Annotated in this window: 14 protein-coding genes and 4 tRNA genes; 12 read left to right on the top strand and 6 right to left on the bottom strand. The window is 60.6% G+C overall.

Annotated elements, in window-relative coordinates:
• The first annotated feature begins 138 nt into the window (after positions 1-138).
• From J7I12_RS08415 to J7I12_RS08395, 5 genes are all read left to right on the top strand, one after another.
• Positions 139-1,443: a phenylacetate--CoA ligase family protein gene (locus J7I12_RS08415; protein ID WP_118230735.1), complete on the top strand. Its 1,305-nt coding sequence runs from the start codon at positions 139-141 to the stop codon at positions 1,441-1,443.
• A gap of 84 nt (positions 1,444-1,527) precedes the next feature.
• Positions 1,528-1,602, top strand: a tRNA-Gly gene (locus J7I12_RS08410).
• A gap of 10 nt (positions 1,603-1,612) precedes the next feature.
• Positions 1,613-1,686 (top strand) — tRNA-Cys (locus J7I12_RS08405).
• Between the two features lie 36 nt (positions 1,687-1,722).
• A tRNA-Gly gene (locus tag J7I12_RS08400) sits at positions 1,723-1,797 on the top strand.
• A gap of 5 nt (positions 1,798-1,802) precedes the next feature.
• Positions 1,803-1,877, top strand: a tRNA-Gly gene (locus tag J7I12_RS08395).
• Positions 1,878-2,038: 161 nt separating this feature from the next.
• On the opposite strand, the gene J7I12_RS08390 is transcribed toward J7I12_RS08395, so the two are convergent.
• The 3 genes from J7I12_RS08390 to J7I12_RS08380 all read right to left on the bottom strand — a co-directional run bounded on the left by J7I12_RS08390 (position 2,039) and on the right by J7I12_RS08380 (position 4,610).
• Complete coding sequence (locus J7I12_RS08390; protein WP_208360710.1) at positions 2,039-3,019, bottom strand: DNA-methyltransferase; 981 nt, start codon at positions 3,017-3,019, stop codon at positions 2,039-2,041.
• Entirely contained in the window at positions 3,016-3,882 is an 867-nt protein-coding gene (locus J7I12_RS08385) for a HindIII family type II restriction endonuclease (RefSeq protein WP_118230766.1), read from the bottom strand. Before J7I12_RS08385 ends, J7I12_RS08390 begins: the two co-directional genes overlap by 4 nt.
• 221 nt (positions 3,883-4,103) lie before the next feature.
• Positions 4,104-4,610: a peptidylprolyl isomerase gene (locus J7I12_RS08380; RefSeq protein WP_118230765.1), complete on the bottom strand. Its 507-nt coding sequence runs from the start codon at positions 4,608-4,610 to the stop codon at positions 4,104-4,106.
• A gap of 150 nt (positions 4,611-4,760) precedes the next feature.
• Between J7I12_RS08380 and mutY the strand changes: the two genes are divergently transcribed.
• The 4 genes from mutY (at position 4,761) to J7I12_RS08360 (ending at position 10,442) form a co-directional block, all read left to right on the top strand.
• Positions 4,761-5,885 (top strand): A/G-specific adenine glycosylase, encoded by a 1,125-nt coding sequence (gene mutY / locus J7I12_RS08375; RefSeq protein WP_165450941.1) that lies wholly within the window; start codon positions 4,761-4,763, stop codon positions 5,883-5,885.
• Between the two features lie 36 nt (positions 5,886-5,921).
• On the top strand, positions 5,922-7,517 hold the full coding sequence (locus tag J7I12_RS08370; RefSeq protein ID WP_118230763.1) for a TerC family protein: 1,596 nt from the start codon (positions 5,922-5,924) through the stop codon (positions 7,515-7,517).
• A 925-nt stretch (positions 7,518-8,442) separates the two neighbouring features.
• Entirely contained in the window at positions 8,443-9,708 is a 1,266-nt protein-coding gene (locus J7I12_RS08365) for a sulfite exporter TauE/SafE family protein (protein ID WP_118230762.1), read from the top strand.
• Positions 9,709-9,710: 2 nt separating this feature from the next.
• Positions 9,711-10,442, top strand: a complete 732-nt coding sequence (locus J7I12_RS08360; RefSeq protein WP_118230761.1) for a hypothetical protein — start codon at positions 9,711-9,713, stop codon at positions 10,440-10,442.
• 402 nt (positions 10,443-10,844) lie between these two features.
• Here the strand turns inward: J7I12_RS08360 and J7I12_RS08355 are convergent, their stop codons facing one another.
• Genes J7I12_RS08355 through J7I12_RS08345 form a run of 3 tightly spaced genes read right to left on the bottom strand, consistent with a single transcriptional unit; the run spans position 10,845 to position 13,711 of the window.
• Positions 10,845-11,663: a tetratricopeptide repeat protein gene (locus tag J7I12_RS08355; RefSeq protein ID WP_118230760.1), complete on the bottom strand. Its 819-nt coding sequence runs from the start codon at positions 11,661-11,663 to the stop codon at positions 10,845-10,847.
• A 2-nt stretch (positions 11,664-11,665) separates the two neighbouring features.
• Entirely contained in the window at positions 11,666-12,439 is a 774-nt protein-coding gene (locus tag J7I12_RS08350; RefSeq protein ID WP_118230759.1) for a nicotinate-nicotinamide nucleotide adenylyltransferase, read from the bottom strand.
• Complete coding sequence (locus tag J7I12_RS08345; protein WP_208360713.1) at positions 12,440-13,711, bottom strand: glutamate-5-semialdehyde dehydrogenase; 1,272 nt, start codon at positions 13,709-13,711, stop codon at positions 12,440-12,442. It lies immediately after the preceding gene.
• A 220-nt stretch (positions 13,712-13,931) separates the two neighbouring features.
• Between J7I12_RS08345 and J7I12_RS08340 the strand changes: the two genes are divergently transcribed.
• The 3 genes from J7I12_RS08340 to J7I12_RS08330 all read left to right on the top strand — a co-directional run bounded on the left by J7I12_RS08340 (position 13,932) and on the right by J7I12_RS08330 (position 17,366).
• Entirely contained in the window at positions 13,932-14,672 is a 741-nt protein-coding gene (locus J7I12_RS08340; protein WP_208360715.1) for a tetratricopeptide repeat protein, read from the top strand.
• A 232-nt stretch (positions 14,673-14,904) separates the two neighbouring features.
• A complete protein-coding gene (gene iorA / locus J7I12_RS08335; protein ID WP_208360716.1) occupies positions 14,905-16,755 on the top strand; it encodes an indolepyruvate ferredoxin oxidoreductase subunit alpha in 1,851 nt (616 codons plus the stop codon).
• Positions 16,756-16,766: 11 nt separating this feature from the next.
• Positions 16,767-17,366, top strand: coding sequence for an indolepyruvate oxidoreductase subunit beta (locus J7I12_RS08330; RefSeq protein ID WP_118230755.1), 600 nt, complete (start codon positions 16,767-16,769; stop codon positions 17,364-17,366).
• Positions 17,367-17,750: the final 384 nt, after the last annotated feature.

Genomic DNA, 17,750 nt, shown 5'->3' with positions numbered 1-17,750 from the left:
CTGTATTGACCCCATCGGCACATTGCGGCATACCGGAACGACACGCCGTCAGGCGGTAAAACCCGCGTCGCTCGCCGGGCCGGTGCGCCCGCGTCGTAATTTTTTTTGCGTCACTGTCAGCAATCCAAGGAGAGGGCCGTGCTTTTTGATATGCAACAGGAAACCCTGCCGCGCGAGGATCTGGAGGCGCTGCAACTGCGCCGTTTGCGCAATCTCTGCGCCCGCGTGTACGCTACGGTGCCGTTCTACGCCAAGCGCTTTGCGGAAGTGGGCGTCACTCCGGACGACATCAAGACCCTGGACGATGTGCGGCGTTTGCCCTTTACAGAAAAGCAAGACCTGCGCAACCACTACCCCTTTGGCCTGTTTGCCGTGCCCAAGGATCATATTGTGCGGCTGCATGCCTCCAGCGGCACCACGGGCAAGGCCGTAGTGGTGGGCTACACCGCCCGCGACCTGGAAAACTGGGCCGGGCTCATGGCCCGCAGTATGGCCGCGGCGGGCGTCAACAGCACGGACGTGGTGCACGTGGCCTACGGCTACGGCCTGTTCACGGGCGGTCTGGGCGCGCATTACGGGGCCGAACGCCTGGGGGCCACGGTGGTGCCCGCATCGGGCGGGGCCACCAGGCGGCAGGCCTCCTTGCTGCGCGACTTTGGCAGCACGGTGCTCTGCGCCACGCCTTCCTATGGGCTGCACCTGTGGGAAGCGGCGCGGGAAGCGGGCGTGGATTTTCGCGAGCTGCCCCTGCGCATCGGCATCTTCGGGGCTGAACCCTGGTCCGAAGCCATGCGCCGGGATATCGAAGCCAAGATGGATATCGACGCCATGAACATCTACGGCCTTTCTGAAATCATGGGGCCGGGCGTAGCCATGGAGTGTCGGGAGGCCAAGTGCGGCATGCATCTGTGGGAAGACCACATCCTGCCCGAAATCATTGACCCTGTCACGGGCGAGAGCCTGCCCCCCGGCGAGGTGGGCGAGCTGGTGCTGACCACCCTCACCAAGGAGGGCATCCCCCTGGTGCGTTATCGCACCCGCGACCTCACCAGTCTGGACTACACGCCCTGCGTCTGCGGGCGCACCCACGTGCGCATTTCCCGCCTGCAGGGCCGCAGCGACGACATGCTCATCATCCGCGGGGTCAACGTCTTCCCGCAGCAGATCGAAGGCCTGCTCATGGAAAGCGAGGGGCTTACCCCCAACTACCAGATTATTGTGGACCGGATGGACAACCTGGACACCCTGGAAGTGTGCGTGGAGGTGAGCGACAAGCTCTTTGCCGACCAGATCCGCAAACTGCAGTCTCTGGAAAAACGCCTGCAGAAGAACATCAAAGAGTTCCTGGGCGTCACGGCCAAGGTGCGGCTGATGGAGCCGCGCTCCATCCAGCGTTCCGAGGGCAAGGCCCAGCGCATTGTGGACAGGCGGCCCAAGGACTGAGCGGGGCGCGTCGTAAGCTGCGGAAAAAATATCACAGCGGACTTGACACTTGGAGGCAAGCCGGATAAAAGGATTCCTCGCTGAGCGGGAGTAACTCAGTGGTAGAGTGCAACCTTGCCAAGGTTGAAGTCGCGGGTTCAAATCCCGTCTCCCGCTCCATTTTCCTATTGGCGGCATAGCCAAGTGGTAAGGCAGAGGTCTGCAAAACCTCCATCTCCAGTTCAAATCTGGATGCCGCCTCCAGAATGTTCTTTTCACGCAGCGTCGTTTCGCATACATGCGGGAGTAACTCAGTGGTAGAGTGCAACCTTGCCAAGGTTGAAGTCGCGGGTTCAAATCCCGTCTCCCGCTCCACTTTTGCGGGAATAACTCAACGGTAGAGTGTCAGCTTCCCAAGCTGAAGGTTGCGGGTTCAAATCCCGTTTCCCGCTCCAGGAAAATCAAGCCCTTATGGTGAAAAACCGTAAGGGCATTTTTGTTAGCAACTTCTTTTTAGTAAACTCTTTTGACCTTACGGCCTTGCGGATGGCGTGCGGCAGCTTAGAAAAATGGACAGCAGAGCGAGTTGCCTCTTAAGTATTTTGCGTGAGCCATTTTAAAGTAAATTTTGCTCAGGGAATAATGATATCGTACTCAGTTGTTGTATGGCTTCCGGGGTGGAGCATTCCTGTATTTGTTTAAGGCGATGTTTAGCTATCTTCACATATTTTTCATTTATTTCTATGCCTATGAAATGTCTCCCTAGCTTTTGAGCTGCTACACAGGTAGTTCCGGAGCCAGCGAAGGGGTCCAATATTAAAGCCCCTCGCTTAGTAACCAGAGATACTAAACATTCCATTAGATTAAGGGGTTTTTGTGCTTCGTGAAGCCCATGGTCGTCTTTGTCACTGGAAATACGAAATATATTTGAGCAAAGATGCGCCTCTTTGCAATATCCAGAACCATTGTATTTTTCTAGAGCATTTTGATTCCATCCGCCGACATTATTGATAAGGATATTATCTGCGAGCGTTCCACCTGTTTTATATGGCTTTTGTAACCAAAGAATAGGTTCAAACAATGGTCTAAGATTTGCAACCCTCCAGCCTGACCATTTTTGGGCATTTTTGTAATCGCCACGGCGTTTATACGTTTCTGAAATTCTTTGAGCTCTGTATGGTGCTGTTGGTTTTTCCCACGCGATCATATCTTTGAAGGTAAAACCACAATCTTCCAATGCAACAATGCAGCGGTGTGAGTATCTTCTGCCGGCAAAGATGAGGCATGAGCCTCCTGGTTTAAGAACTCGTAACCACTCTTTTCCCCATGACGCGCACCATTCTTGATATTCATATGGAATTTTTTTGTCTGCACTACTCCAACCGTTGAGAGGTTTGCCACGTCGTTTAAAAATTTCACCTGCTTTGGTTTGTGCTATAGATGCTCCGCCTAGAGCTGTGTTCTTATTATCGTGTAAAATATCCCATTCATTATAACATATACCATATGGGATATCTGAGATAATAGCGTGGACACTACACTCGGGGATTGCTTTTATTTTTTTTATCGAATCATCGTGTATAATCTGGTCAATCATATGGAAAACCTTGCGATGTGATCATCTATTTGTTTGATTTTTTCATTAATTTTTTTCGTCGCTATGAGTTCTCGTATTGCTTTGCCTTTACTATAAGCTGAAATAATTTTTTTTTCATTTTCCCAAAAAGCTTTTTCCGTTTGTGCTCGTTCGCGTATCGTTGATTTCTGCATGTTAAGCAGTAGTTCAAAGTCGTTGATGTTGTAATTGAATATAGATGTGAGCGTATTCGAAAAATCTTTAAGGAAGCACTTCTTTTGATTTGCTGCTATAATTTTTTTTGCGTAATCTCCTGAGAATCCCCATATGGCCGACATGTTAACTCTTTCAGTCTCTTTTATATTTTTTTTTATCATAAAAAGGATATGCTCCCAGCTTAAAAGGCAAACATTGTTATCGATAGCTTGAGAATATATCTGGCTCCCTGTCTTTGGATATTGAAAGTATGGCCCGCACAGCACCGCGTATTCAGAGTCTTTGCGCCAGCATGAAAGAGCGGAAACTTTGAAATCTTTTTGATTTTTTGCAGTTCTACTGAGCCTGAACGCCTTTGCATCTGCAACTAAAGTATATCCAAAATATTGTGATTTCGCAATTACGTCAGCGGTATCTGCACGTTCTTTAATTACGCTGGCTTTTAAGCCAAGTTCGCGAAACGCACGCGCTAATACTGCATCTGAAGCCTTGGAAAAAAGTTTTTCTTCGGTTGAATCGTGTGGTATTGACTCTGGAATTGTACCGATTTGTTTTATAAGCTCTATAAACTTCTTTTCTTTATTAATAAATTCGGTTAAATTGTTTGATGCTATATCAAAATTTTGAGAAGATTCTTTTGTTATTTTTTTTAGTAGTGTTTCAAACATCGTCTCTTACCTTTTTTATTGAGATATATAAATATACACAACGCTGATGAAAAAATTTTCATCAGCGTTGTGTAAAAAAATACTATTTTATAGGTATGTCTGAGAGGGGTTCCATGCGTTGTTTACCGAAACCCTAATGATGTTCTTGGGGGCACTTTCGCCTATATTTCCTGCTGTATGTAAATACTATGCGTTATTTTATGCTCCCACTTGAAATTACTCTAAAACCGGTTGGCGCCGGTGATGACCACCATATCCGCGGGCACATTTTCATGGAAGCCGAGGGTTTTGGTTTTGACCTTGGCGATTTTGTCCACCACGTCGAGGCCTTCGGTCACCTTGCCGAACACGCAGTAGCCCCAGCCGTCCGTGCTGGGGGCTGTGTGGTCCAGAAATTCATTGTCCACCAGGTTGATGAAGAACTGGGCGGTGGCGCTGTGCGGGTCGCGGGTGCGGGCCATGGCCAGGGTGCCGCGCGCGTTTTTGAGGCCGTTATCGGCCTCGTTGGGCACGGGTTCGCGAGTGGGTTTTTCGTCCATGCGGGCAGAGAGCCCGCCGCCCTGAATCATGAAGCCGGGGATGACCCGGTGGAAGATGGTGTTGGTATAAAAGCCGTCGTCAACGTACTGCAAAAAGTTGGCGACGGTTTTGGGGGCCTGTTCGGGGAAGAGTTCCACCAAAATATCGCCGGAGGAGGTCTCCAGCAGAACCGTGGGGTTGTCGGCCATGTTCGCTCCTTGCAAGCTGGGGTGTGCGGCGCAAGGGCCGCCGGTGCCCGCACTATAGGGCAGGGAAGGGCGGATGACAATGCCCGTCCGAATGACTATAATCCGCGCATGGACTCTTCTTCATCAGCGCCAGCAGGCGCGTCCGCCCGCATGTCGCAGCCCTTTGCGCCGCCGCAGCAGAACATCCCCCGCATCCAGCGCGCCTTGCTGGACTGGTTTGCCGTCAATCAGCGCCGTCTGCCCTGGCGCGTCCACTACACGCCCTATGAGGTCTGGGTTTCGGAGGTTATGCTCCAGCAGACGCAGATGGAGCGCGGCGTGGACTACTTCAACCGCTGGATGGCCCGCTTCCCCGACATTGCCGCCCTGGCGGCGGCGGATGAGGAAGCGGTGCTGCGCCAGTGGGAGGGCCTGGGCTATTATTCGCGCGCGCGGCATTTGCTGGCCGCGGCCCGCAAGATCATGGCCGAGCATGGGGGCGCGTTTCCTTCCGATCTGGAGGCCATCCGCGCCCTGCCGGGCGTGGGGCCGTATACGGCCGGGGCCATTGCCAGCATCGCCTTTGGGGAGAAACTGCCCTGCGTGGACGCCAATGTGGAGCGGGTCATTGCCCGCGTGTTTGATGTGGACAGCCCGGTGAAGCAGGATCCCGCCGCCGGCGTGGTGCGGCGCTGGGCCCTGCGCCTGGTGCCCGAAGGTCTGGCGCGGGAGCATAACCAGGCCATGATGGAGCTGGGCGCGCTGGTCTGCCGCAAAAAGCCGCGTTGCGAGGTCTGTCCGCTGGCCGTGTTCTGCAGTAGCCGCCATCTGGGCATTGTGGAGCAGCGGCCCGTGCCGGGCAAAAAGGCCGTTATCAAGCCCGTGCAGGCCGTCACCGGCGTGCTGCGGCGCGCAGGGCGCGTTTTTGTGCAGAAGCGTCCGCCTTCCGGCGTGTGGGGCAACCTGTGGGAGTTCCCCGGCGGCAGGGTGGAACCGGATGAAAGCCCGGAGCAGGCCGTGGTGCGCGAATTTATGGAAGAAACCGCTTTTACCGTGCGCGTGGCCGCAACGTATGGCATTATCCGCCACGGCTACACTACCTATCGTCTGACTCTGCACTGTTTTGGCCTGGAACTGGCGGATGCGGCGCAGTCCGCTTTGCCGCAACTCACTGCCGCCACGGAAAGCCGCTGGGCGCGCCCGGAGGAGCTGGACGGCCTGGCCATGCCCGCCGCGCACCGCAAGCTGGCGGACCGTCTGTTTGCCGTGGCCCCGTCGGCCGCGCATACCCCCTGACCGTCGGCCTGCGCGCCGCGGCCCCGGAGTCGCCCCATGTGGGATCTTGCCTGGATTGCGGACCCTTCCGCCTGGATAGGACTGGGCACGCTGGTACTGCTGGAAGTGGTGCTGGGCGTGGACAACCTGGTTTTCATTTCCATTCTTGTCACGCGCCTGCCTGAAGCCCAGCGGCGGCAGGCCTTTCTGACGGGCATCAGCCTGGCCCTGCTCATGCGCCTGGGCCTGCTGGCCTTCATGGCCCGGCTGGTCACTCTGACCAATCCGCTGTTTACTCTGGGCGGGCACGGGTTTTCGGCCCGCGACCTGATTCTCATGGCCGGCGGCGTGTTTTTGCTGCTCAAGGGCACTACGGAACTGCACGACCGCGTGGAAGGCCGTGCGGGCAGTTTCTCCGGTCCGGAACGGCATGCGGGCTACTGGCAGGTTATTGTGCAGATCGTGGTGCTGGACGCGGTTTTTTCGCTGGATTCCATCATCACGTCCGTGGGCATGGTGGAGCATGTGCCCATCATGATGCTGGCCGTGGTGTCGGCCATGGCCATCATGGTGCTGGCGGCCGCGCCCCTGCTGCATTTTGTGGAGCGCCACCCTTCGGTCATTGTGCTCTGCCTGGGCTTTTTGCTTATGATTGGCCTGAGCCTGCTGGCCGATGGTCTGGGCTATCACATCCCCAAAGGGTACATGTACGCGGCCATCGGTTTTTCCATCCTGGTGGAGGCCTGCAACCAGTGGGCTCTGCGTAACCGGCGGCGGCGTTTCAGCATGCGGGACATGCGGGAATCCACGGCCAGGGTTATCCTCAATTTCCTGGGCGGCGGCGTGCCTTCGGGCGATATGCAGCTGGACGCGGCCGCTCTGGCCGGCGAGGCCGGCGGCCAGCTTTTTGCCCCGCAGGAGCGCGACATGGTGGCCAGGGTCATCCGTCTGGGCGGGCGCACGGCGCGCTTCATCATGACCCCGCGCCAGCGGGTGCGCTGGCTGGACAGCAATGCCGACCTGCCCACCGTGAGCCGCTACGCGGCTGCCGCCAACCTGCCCTGGCTGCCCGTGCTGCAGCGGGATACGGATGAAGTGCTGGGCGTGCTGCGGCCTGGCGACCTGCTGGCCGCCCCGCCCCCGGCCAAGGGCGCGCCCTGGAGTTTGCTCCCCTTTGTCCGGCCCGCGCCCACCATTTTTGAGCACACCCCTCTGCCTACTATTCTGGATAACTTTCGCACCCATCCGGTGCCTCTGGCCTTTGTGCGCGACGAATACGGCGATGTGGTGGGTGTGGTGACCCCGGCGGAGCTGATCAGTGTGCTGGCCGGACAAATGGGCGACATGCCCGCCGGGCCTGAGGCTTGCCGTCGGCCCGACGGCAGTTGGGTCATGCCGGGCCGCCTGAGTGTGGATCTGTTCGCTTCTTGGTTGGGCGTGCCGTTGCCCAAGCGCCTTTCCAGCGCCACCTTGGCCGGTCTGATTATGGAGCGCCTGGGCCGCATTCCGGTCAAGGGCGACCATTTGCTCTACCATGGCTGGGAACTGGAGGTGCTGCGCATGGACAAGCGCCGCATTGATACGGTGCGCGCCGTCAAAGCTCTGCCGCCCGTGGGCGTGGGGCGCAAAAAGCGCGCGGCAAAGGTGCGCTGAGGCCTTTCAGCTTTGAAATGTTCGGCGGCTCTGCAGGCAGCCGCTCGCCGTGGAGGCGCAGGCCTGGCTTCAGCCGTTGCACGAAGGGCGTTACGGGCCAAGACAGCAGCGTCTAGCTACGGATGCAGACAGCACCGCTGTATCTTTGCGCGGCTAAGCGCCGGGACGAGCGTCCGTGTACTTTACGGGTGCATATTCTTAAAGGTAATCTTGTTCTAAGGGCGAAGGGCCTGCACGGCCGCAGTGCCCCTTCAGGGGTAAGCCACCGCGCCTGTGAAGAGGGCGCTTGGCCCTGTTGTCGGCGCTGTCGGAGGCGGTCGCGTTTGCGTGAAAAAAATATTATTTTCACAAATAGCCGCTATCACGCAATGCGTGACGCGCAACCCTTTGTACCTCTTGAAAAGCTAAAAAATGGCGTGGGCCAAAGCAACGCGCAAATCGGGCTCCGCCCAGGAAAAAAGTTTAAAGGGGCCCAGCTCGTGATAAATTTCTTTTACAACCATTTCAAAATATGTCAGTGTAAGCCCATGTGCTGACGCCCCCACCTGCGGGTTGGGGCTCCCGAGGCCGGACCTGTGCGGGTTAAATTTTTGTCCATGGCCAGGCAGCCTTGATGGCAAGGCCGGACCCCGCAGCGCGCAAAAAGCCGCGCGGGGGCGTTTTGCCAAAGGGGCGCTGTGTTGCACGGCTAGAGCGTTGCAGCATGTCAAGACGCCCACGCCGCGCGCAACAGGCAATTGCACTGCGCTCACACTACCGTAACGGACGCCTGTTTTGCGCAGCCGACAGCGCGATGGCACTGTAAAATTCTTAAAATTTTTGAGGCCATACGGTCGCACGGGACGCGTCGTGCGGCTTTTGAACAACTGGTTTGAGGCCCTGTTCCCCGGCCCTGTGCCGACACAATCTTGCATGGGAGGAGTGTATGCGATTCGGCAGACAGGTGTACGAATTTCTGCTGAGCGGCTCGCAGGCGTATGCCAAATGGGATCTGGAAGTTTCCACTTCCATCCTGCGCAACCGGAAAAAGCTGCTCATCTTGCTGGCCCTGGCCGTGCCCATTCTGGCGGGCTGCCTGGCCGAGGCGTACGAATACCATGAGATGTTGGGCGGCAAGACGGCCTATGCCCCGGCTTTCTATACCACCACCATTTTTCTGGCCTCCATTGCCGTGGGCCTGGCGGCCGGGCTCATTACCGGCTGTATCGGGGCTGGCGGCGGCTTCATTATCACGCCCGCGCTTATGGCTGTGGGCGTAAAGGGCATTCTGGCCGTGGGCACGGACCTCTTCCACATCTTTGCCAAGGCCATCATGGGCACCACGGTGCACAAGAAACTGGGCAATGTTTCGGGCAAACTGGCCGTGGCCTTTTTGTTCGGCTCCATTATCGGCACCTTCATCGGCGGTTTCATCAACAAGGGGCTGTATAACAAAGACCCCCTGCTTTCCGAGCTCTTCATCAGCACCATCTATGCCGTACTGCTGGGCTTTCTGGGCTTTTACGCCCTGTTTGACTTTTTGCGCAGCAGCCGCGGGGCCAAAGCTGCCAGCCAGGACGCCCACGGCGGCGGCAGCGGCGGGCTGACGGGCGTTTCTGTCAAGCTGCAAAGCCTCAGCGTGCCCCCCATGATCACCTTTGACGAAGACCTGGTGCCCGGCGGGCGGCGCATCTCCGGCTGGATCGTGGCCTGCGGCGGCGTGGTGGTGGGCTTGCTGGCCGCCATCATGGGCGTGGGCGGGGGGTTTGTGACCTTCCCCATGTTTGTGTACATCTTTGGCGTGTCTTCCATGACCACCGTGGGCACGGACATCCTGCAGATCATCTTCACCGCCGGTTTCGCGGCCGTGGGGCAGTACGCCATCTATGGCTACGTTTTTTACACCCTGGCCATCGGCATGCTGCTGGGTTCCCTGCTGGGCATCCAGATCGGCGCGCTGACCACCAAGGTGGTCAAGGGCATCCACATCCGCGGCTTCTACGCCATCTCTATCATTGCGGGCTTTATCAACCGCGCCACCACACTGCCCAAGAAGCTGGTGGAAATGGAGGTGCTGCACTGGTCGCCCAGTGTGGTGAACATCATCGAAGACGTGGGCAACGTGGTTTTCTGGGTGGTGGTGGCCTTTTTCGGCTTGTGGGTGTTCAGCAAGTTTTTCCTTAATCTGGGCAAGCTCAGAGGGGAGGCCTGATTATGCTTATCCATGAAAAAGGCCCTTTTTTGCGGGGCAGCTTTCTGCTCATTTCGTTTCTGGTGCTTTTTGGCGTGCTGCTCACGCCCATAATGCGCGACGAGAGCGGCAACCACCTTACCGGTCTGCAGTACGCGGACAGCGTGTTCAATGAGCTTTCCAAAGGCTCGTCGTATTTTATTCCCGGCGTGCGTGACAACATTAAGACCGTGGCCGGCAAGCAGGTGACCGTCAGCGTCAAACTGAAGAAACCCGACCTGGCCCCCGTGGCCGTGCAGGTGCTGCAAAAGGCCGGGGCCTCCAATGTAAGCGCCGCCGACGGCAGGGTGAGCTTCAGCGGCGACCTTGGCGTGATTCTCTCTTCCGCCACGGACGATGCCGACGCCCTGTACCACAACAAGGCCGAGGCGGTATCCCTGAAGTACGACGGCGCGCCGGCCCTTAAGACCGCCGCCGCCTGGTGGTATGTGCTTTCGCCCACCATCAAGGAATTGCAGAAGCAGAAGATGGTGACCGCCGCCCAGGTGGTGGACCATGTGGTGCGTCGCGCCGTGGAGCCGGGCAACAACTTTTACAGTGTGCCCCCGGCCAAGGTGGCGGACCACGTCTGGCTTATGAGCGCCATGCTTATTTTCTATGTGCTTTACACCCTGTGGTATGGCTTCGCCATTTTTGAGCTCTTTGAGGGCATTGGCCTGGCCATGACCAAGTCCAAGGTCAAGCAGGAGAGCTAGTCCTTCACGGAGGAGCGCCGCCCTTGCCGGATTTCTTGTGGTGGGGGCGGCGCGTTTGCAGCGGGCCATTGCGGACCGCAGATTCCCATAGCGACATGTCCCATACAGAAGACCGGCCCCGCAAAGCTGTGCATGCAGTCTTGCGGGGCCGGTCCTGGCTTAGAGCAGATTGCCTTTGAGAATAGGTATTCGCAGCGTGTCCGGCAGGTTTGTTCCGGCGCTCAAGCGCGCAAATACATAGCGGTGCGGTCTGCATACGTAACTGGCGCTGCTGTCTTAGCCCGTAACTTCCTTTGTCGTAACGGGCCAAGGTCCTTGCGCCTCCACGGCTGAAGCGGCGCCTGCGCCCCACGGTGGGCGGCTGCTTACGCAGCCGCTAGGACATTGCAACGCTGCAATGTCCTAGCGCCGCTCCAGGGCCGCCATGACTTCCAGGGCGTCGGGCTGGTCGGGGTCGCTTTGCAGGGCGCGCAGGGCGGCATCCTCCGCCGCCTGTTTTTTATGCCATTCCAAATACATTTTGGCCATTTTGCCAAAGGTGGAGGGATGCCCGCCAAAGGTGCGCAGCACGGCCTTGTAGACGTTTTCGGCTTTTTCGTATTCGCGCAACCGCAGCCAGGCGGCCACGGCCCCGGTGTAGGCGGCGGCTTCGCGGGGCTGGGCTTCCATGGCTTCTTCGTACATGGCCGCGGCTTCCACATCCTGCCCGGCGGCGGCAAAAATGTGCCCCAGCTGCAGGCGGATGTCTTTTTCGTCGCTGTATTCCTCGGCCACGCGTTTCAGAAAAGCGCGGCCCTTGGCCGTTTGTCCCTCCTGCAAAAACTGCAGGCCCGTTTCAATGAGGCGTTTTTTGCGTTCCTGCCGGGCAGCGGCCTCCTGCGCTTCCGAGTGGGCGGCCTCTTTTTGCAGGATTTTTGCCAGCCCTTCCAGCACCGTACTCAAGGCGGCTTCTTTGCCGGGCTGAAATGGGATGGCGCGCGGCTTGCCCGTGCGGTCCGGGTCCAGCAAAGGCTGCATGACGTGGTGGCGGATGAGGGTGGAGAGGAATTCGTCAATCTGAATGTCCAGTTCGGCCCTGGCGGAACGCACCAGGCGGACGCCCGCGTAGCGCCGCAAGGCTTCGGCCATGGTCAGCAGAGAACGTTCCACGTCGTCGCGGCGCAGATAGCCTGTGGCGCGGGCCACGTTTTCACGGATTTCCTTGGGCGCGGTGGTGAGCATGATCAATCCTTTTTTTGCCAGTGCTGCATGACGACCGGGCGCGCGGCCTCCAGCATCCGCAGCACCACGGGGGGCGTCAGAAAGTCCGTTCGCCGGCCGGCGAGCCAGAGCTGCCGCAGCCGCGAGGCGCTCACGTCCAGCCAGGGCAGGGGCGCAAAAACGGCACTCCCTCCGCCCGGCAGATCCAGGCAGGGACAGCCCGGCAGTAAAGGTGCGCGCTCACGCGCGGTGGGCCAGAGCCGACGTACGGTGGAAGCAAAAAATGCCGCGTCCTGTCCTTCACGCGGCACTACCAGCAAATGGCAGAGCTCCGGCAGGGCCAGGCCGTTGCGCCAGGAGGGAAGCAAGGGCAGGTTGGGGCTGCCGAGCACAAAATACAGCGTCGTGTCCGGCAGGGCGTGCCGATAGGCGCAGAGCGTGTCCCAGGTGTAGGAAGGGCCGGGCCGTCGGCCCTCCAGCCGGTTGCAGTGCAGGTCGGGCAGGTCGGCCGTGGCCGCCTCCAGCATGGCGGCGCGCAGCGCAAAGGGCAGCAGGCTTGCCGCGCGTTTGTGCGGCGGCACGGCGCAGGGCACCAGGTCCACCCCGCGCACGCGCGGGCCCAGAAGTTCGCGCACCTCAATGGCCAGGCGCAAATGCCCCACATGGGGCGGATTGAAGCTGCCGCCCAGAATGGCCAGGCCCGCCGACGGGCCCTTGTGGGCGCGGCTGGCGGTTTTGTCCGCGGCGGGTGTGGCGTCCGCCGGAGCAGTGCCCGCCGGACGGGGTTTTGCAGGCATCTAGGGCCGTACCTGCCCTTGCCCCAGAACCACAAACTTGGTGGTGGTGAGCTCTTCTACGCCCATGGGGCCGTAGGCGTGCAGCTTGGAGGTGGAAATGCCAATTTCCGCGCCCAGACCCAACTGGCCGCCATCGTTAAAGCGGCTGGAGGCGTTGACCGCCACCATGGAGGCGTCCGCCTCACGCAGGAAGCGGCGGGCGTGGTCCAGGTTGCGGGTGCAGATGATTTCCGTATGGTTGGAACCGTAGCGGGCAATGTGGTCCAGCGCCGCGTCCAGGTCTTCCACTACGCGCACGGCCAGAATTAAGGCGTGAAACTCCTGACCGAAATCGTCGGGGCTCTGGGCCGTGACCCGCGCTTCAGGCGCGGCGGCCAACAGGGGAAAGGACGCCGGGCAGGCGCGAAATTCCACCCCGGCCGCGCCCAGACGCGCCCCCACCAGGGGCAGAAAGGCCGCGGCCGCGCCCTTGTGCACCAGCAGGCATTCCAACGCATTGCACACGCCGGGGCGCTGCACTTTACCATTGTAAACAATGTCCAATGCCTGCGTAATATCCGCATCCACGTCCACAAAGGCGTGACAGACGCCCTTGAAGTGCTTGAGCACCGGCATGGTGGCCGCTGCGGTAACGGCCCGCACCAGGCCCTCGCCCCCGCGCGGGATCATTACGTCAATATAGGCGTCCAGCTTGCAGAGGGCGGTGACGGCCTCGTGTCCGGGCACGGCCACCAGCTGGACTGCGTCGGCGGGAAGCCCCGCCGCAAGGAGGGCCTGCTGCAGCAGGGCGGCCAAGGCTTTATTGGAGCCCAGAGCTTCGCTGCCCCCGCGCAGGATCACGGCGTTGCCCGCCTTGAGGCAAAGGATGGCCGCGTCGATGGTGACGTTGGGCCGGGCCTCGTAGACCATGGCAATGACGCCCAGAGGGACGCGCATGCGGCCCACCAGCAGGCCGTTGGGCCGCTGCCACTGGCGCTCGGTGGCCCCCACGGGGTCGGGCAGGGCGGCCACATGGCGGCAGGCGGCGCGCATTTCTTCCATAATGGCCGGGGTCAGGGTCAGCCGGTCCAGGCGCGGGGCGTCCTGCCCGGCCTGGCGGGCCGCCTCCACATCTGCGGTATTGGCCGCCAGTATGGCCTGCTGGTGGGTTTGCAGCAGGTCGGCCAAGTGCAGCAGGGCGCGCGATTTGGCTTCGGGGCTGGCCTTGGCCAGCAAGCGGGCCGCAGCCCGCGCCCGCAGGCCCAGAGTTTGCATTTCTTCCGCCAGAGTCATGGCATCTCCTTGGTTTGCCGTGGCCCGCGACGCGGCAACGGCAGGCAAACGCCGTGCGCCGGGCAAAGGGATGCAGCCGCGTGGTCCCGGCGGGGGCGGATATTGCAGGGATATTTATTTTGACAGGGGGGCGGCTTGTGCCTATAAAAAGGGCTTGCGCCCATGTCCGCGCCGACGCGCTTCCCTGGCGCATCGGCCCCCCCCCAAGGAGTTTTGATACATGAATCCGCAAAAGAATCAAGGCGCGCCGGAATCGCCCCTGCTGCGCGACCTCCAATCCGAAGTGAGCGCCGAAAGTGCGCCTTTGCTGCAATTCATGCTGCGTCACGCCGGCGTCATCGCCGGGGTGGTGGTGCTGCTTTTGCTGGTGCTGGGCGGTACGGGCGTCTGGCGTTGGTACCACAGCTCACGCGGCGAAGCCTCGCGTGACGACCTGGCCCGCGTTGCCCTGCTTGAGAGCGGGGCGCAGCAGGTGGCTTCTTTGCAGTCCCTGGCTGAAAAAGCCCACGGTTCGGTTCGCTTTGCCGTGCGCATGACCTTGGGGCAAAGCGCCCTGGCCCAGAATCAGCCCGACGTGGCGGCCCAGGCCTATGCCGCTGCCGCCGCCGAAGACCCCAAGGGCGCGTTGGGCCTGGCTGCCGGCTTCAATGAAGCCGGGGCGCTGCTCAAGGCCGGTAAGGCCGCCGAAGCGCTGGCCCTGCTGCAAAGGCTTCAAAGCAGCCTGCCGGGTGAGGTGCGCGCGCCGCAGCTCAGGCAGATGCTGGCCGAGGCCGCCGCCGTGGCCGGACAGCCGCAGGAGGCCGCCAAGGTCTATCTGGCCCTGGCGCGTGAAACGCAGGGCGCGGGCGGCGACTATTTCCGCGCCTGCGCGGAACGCCTGGCCCCCCAGGTGGTGAAGGAAGAAGCCGCCAGGGCGGCCTCCGCCGCCACGGACGCGCCCGCCGGAGAGCAGAAGCAATAACAGTTTTTCCGGGTTGCGCCGGTTCTTCCCTTTGCGTCGGGAACGTCCCGTGCGGTCCCCTGCGGCAGCAATGCTCCTGGGGCGGGGGTCTTGTCGCCACCGGAGGCCCCGTAACACGGGCAGCGTCCGATTTTTTCCATACGTTCCGGCGGCGCGGCCTCAGGCTTGCGCCGCCGGACGGGTCAGTATCCAATGACGGTCCGCGCGCCATGCGCCGGGGCCGGGAGGAAGCATGAGCGAACATCCTTTGTTGCGCGGCGTCCGCGGGGAGCGCCATCTGCTGTTGGGCAACGAGGCCATCGTGCGCGGCGCGCTGGAAGCGGGCGTGCATATGGTGAGCTGTTATCCGGGCACGCCCTCTTCTGAAGTGCCGGACACCTTCCACGCCCTGGGCGGCGAAGGCCGCTACCGCATGGAATATTCCGTCAACGAGAAGGTGGCCCTGGAGGTGGCGGCGGGCGCGGCCCTGGCCGGAGCCATGAGCTTGGTGACCATGAAGCATGTGGGCCTCAACGTGGCGGCAGACCCCCTGTTCACCTGTGTCTATACGGGCCTGCCCGGCGGCATGGTGGTGCTTACGGCGGACGATCCCGGCTGTCACTCCAGCCAGAACGAGCAGGACAACCGCACCTACGCCCGCTTTGCCCAACTGCCCTGCTTTGAGCCCGCTGCGGCTCAAGAAGCCAAGGACATGACGCGCGAGGCCTTTCGCCTGGCCCGGGAGCTGCAGCAGCCGGTCATGCTGCGCACCACCACGCGCATCAGCCACATGCGCGGCCCCGTGGATTTTGACGACCTGCCCGCCCCGCAACCCAAGGTGCCTTTTGCCCGCAACCCCGGCCGTTTTGTGCCCGTGCCCGCCGTGGCCCGCGCGCGCCACGCGGCCCTGGACGCAGTGATGGAAAAGGCCCGCCAGTTTGCCGAAGGCAGCCGCTTTAACCAGGTGCGCGAACCCGAAGCCCCCACCCGCCTGGGCATCATCACCAGCGGCGTGGCCCGCGCCTACCTGGCGGACGCTCTGGCCTCCGGCGGCTGGGAAGGCCGCATCCGCACCCTGGAACTGGGCATGACCTGGCCCCTGCCCACGGAACTCCTGGGCGACTTTCTGCGCCGCTGCGACCGCGTGCTGGTGCTGGAAGAAGGCGCGGACCTGCTGGAGCAGGACGTGCGCGCCCTGGTTCAGCGCTTGGGCCTTGCCGTGCGCATCGAGGGCAAAAATCAAGATCTCACCGGCCGGGGCGAATACTCCACCACGCTGGTCATGCGTCGCCTGGCCGCCTGGCTGGACATGCCCTGTCCGGCCAAACCCGCCCGCGCTGTGGAAAAAGATCTGCCCGGCCGGCCGCCCAACCTCTGCCCCGGCTGTTCGCACCGGGCCGTGTACTATGCGGCCCGCAAAGTCTTTGGCGACGAGGCCTACTACTCCACGGACATCGGTTGCTACACCCTGGGTATGCTGCCGCCCCTGCGCACGGCGGATTTTCTGGTCTGTATGGGCTCGTCTGTTTCGGCGGGCAGCGGTTTTGCCCGCGCCTCGGGCAAGCCGGTGGTGGCCTTTATCGGCGATTCCACCTTCTTTCACTCCGGCATGACGGGCCTGGCCAACGCCGTGTTCAACCGGCACGACCTCATCCTGGTGGTGCTGGACAACGGCACCACGGCCATGACCGGCCACCAGCCCAACCCCGGCATGGTACAGGATATGCTGGGCTCCATGAGCCAGCACCTGGACATTGAAACCATCGTGCGCGCCCTGGGCGTGACCCAGTGCGCCAAGGTGCGCTCTTTCAACGTCAGGGCCGTCATCCGCGCCCTGGAAGAAATGAAGACCCAGCACGGCGTGCGCGTGCTCATTACCGAAGAACCCTGCGTGCTCTACGCCCGGCGGCAGCTCAAAAAAGCCCAGCCGCAGGTGGCCGAAGTGGTGGAGCAGGGCGAGGCGGCCATGACCTGCCTGCGCGAACTGGCCTGCCCGGCCTTTTACCGCCAGGGCGATGACTTGGCGGTGGACCCCAGCCTCTGCACGGGCTGCATGGTCTGCCTGCAAATCGCGCCCTCGGCCTTTAAAGCGCGCAAGCGGTAAGGGAGAATACCATGAGCACACACGACACGCAGAAAAAAATACGCATCTATTTTACCGGTGTGGGTGGTCAGGGCACGCTGACGGCCACCACCCTGCTGGCCCGTACGGCCCTGGACGCCGGTCTGGACGTGGTGGCCGGCGAAGTGCACGGCATGGCTCAACGTGGCGGCGTGGTGGAATCCGTACTACTTCTGGGCGGCTGGCGTTCGCCCAAACTGGACCTGGGCGAAGCCGACCTGCTGCTGGGCTTTGAACCCCTGGAAACCCTGCGCGGCCTGCCCTATCTGCGGCCCGGCGGCGCCATCTTTTCCAACAGTGACCCCCTGCCGCCCCTGAGCGTTTCCCTGGGCCAAACTCCCTACCCGGACCTGGCCCATATCGAAGCCAAGGCCAAAGACGTGGCCGGTCACTGCCGCTTTTTGCCCTGCCGTACCCTGGGCCGCCAGGCCGGCTCCGTGCAGAGCGGCAATACCGTGCTGCTGGGCGCCGTCTGCGCCTCCGGCCTGCTGCCCTTCGGCCCCGACGCCCTGGCCGCCGCCATCAAAAAATACCTGCCGCCCAAACTCCACCCCGCCAATCTGGCAGCCCTGGAACTGGGCAAAAACCAGTAAGGACGCGCCGCAGCCCGGACCCGGAACTCGGAATTCGGAACTTTTTTACAGTGGGGGGAAGGGAACTTTTGTTCACAAAAGTTCCCTTCCCCCCATGCTCCCCATCCTTCAAAAAACGTTACTTTCTTACAGAACAGCGCAGAGCGTACCTTGTCCAATGGGAAAGGTGCGCTTTTTTGCTGCAATTATGCTGTATCCAGGAGAGAAATGGAAAGAAATCAAGTTGGCTATGTGAAAAATTGAGGGCAATGAATAGATGCTTTAAAATTATATGGTATGGTTGATGTTTTGTTGTAATTGTCGACGCATTGCTTTTTGTGCACAGCTTCCACAGCCTTTTGTGCTGGAAAAACATTTTGACCAGGGTATGCCCGGCGCGTCCCC

The sequence above is a fragment of the Desulfovibrio diazotrophicus genome (assembly GCF_902498985.2).
Taxonomy (GTDB): domain Bacteria; phylum Desulfobacterota; class Desulfovibrionia; order Desulfovibrionales; family Desulfovibrionaceae; genus Desulfovibrio; species Desulfovibrio legallii.
The sequence above is the reverse complement of the archived record's forward strand: the minus strand, read 5'-3'. Positions and strand labels throughout refer to the sequence as shown.

Coding starts and splice junctions, on each gene's coding strand:
- J7I12_RS08360 (WP_118230761.1), top strand. CDS start 9,711: ATGCTTATCCATGAAAAAGGCCCTTTTTTGCGGGGCAGCTTTCTGCTC.
- J7I12_RS08390 (WP_208360710.1), bottom strand. CDS start 3,019: ATGATTGACCAGATTATACACGATGATTCGATAAAAAAAATAAAAGCA.
- J7I12_RS08365 (WP_118230762.1), top strand. CDS start 8,443: ATGCGATTCGGCAGACAGGTGTACGAATTTCTGCTGAGCGGCTCGCAG.
- J7I12_RS08385 (WP_118230766.1), bottom strand. CDS start 3,882: ATGTTTGAAACACTACTAAAAAAAATAACAAAAGAATCTTCTCAAAAT.
- J7I12_RS08355 (WP_118230760.1), bottom strand. CDS start 11,663: ATGCTCACCACCGCGCCCAAGGAAATCCGTGAAAACGTGGCCCGCGCC.
- J7I12_RS08380 (WP_118230765.1), bottom strand. CDS start 4,610: ATGGCCGACAACCCCACGGTTCTGCTGGAGACCTCCTCCGGCGATATT.
- J7I12_RS08370 (WP_118230763.1), top strand. CDS start 5,922: ATGTGGGATCTTGCCTGGATTGCGGACCCTTCCGCCTGGATAGGACTG.
- mutY (WP_165450941.1), top strand. CDS start 4,761: ATGTCGCAGCCCTTTGCGCCGCCGCAGCAGAACATCCCCCGCATCCAG.
- J7I12_RS08345 (WP_208360713.1), bottom strand. CDS start 13,711: ATGACTCTGGCGGAAGAAATGCAAACTCTGGGCCTGCGGGCGCGGGCT.
- J7I12_RS08330 (WP_118230755.1), top strand. CDS start 16,767: ATGAGCACACACGACACGCAGAAAAAAATACGCATCTATTTTACCGGT.
- iorA (WP_208360716.1), top strand. CDS start 14,905: ATGAGCGAACATCCTTTGTTGCGCGGCGTCCGCGGGGAGCGCCATCTG.
- J7I12_RS08340 (WP_208360715.1), top strand. CDS start 13,932: ATGAATCCGCAAAAGAATCAAGGCGCGCCGGAATCGCCCCTGCTGCGC.
- J7I12_RS08350 (WP_118230759.1), bottom strand. CDS start 12,439: ATGCCTGCAAAACCCCGTCCGGCGGGCACTGCTCCGGCGGACGCCACA.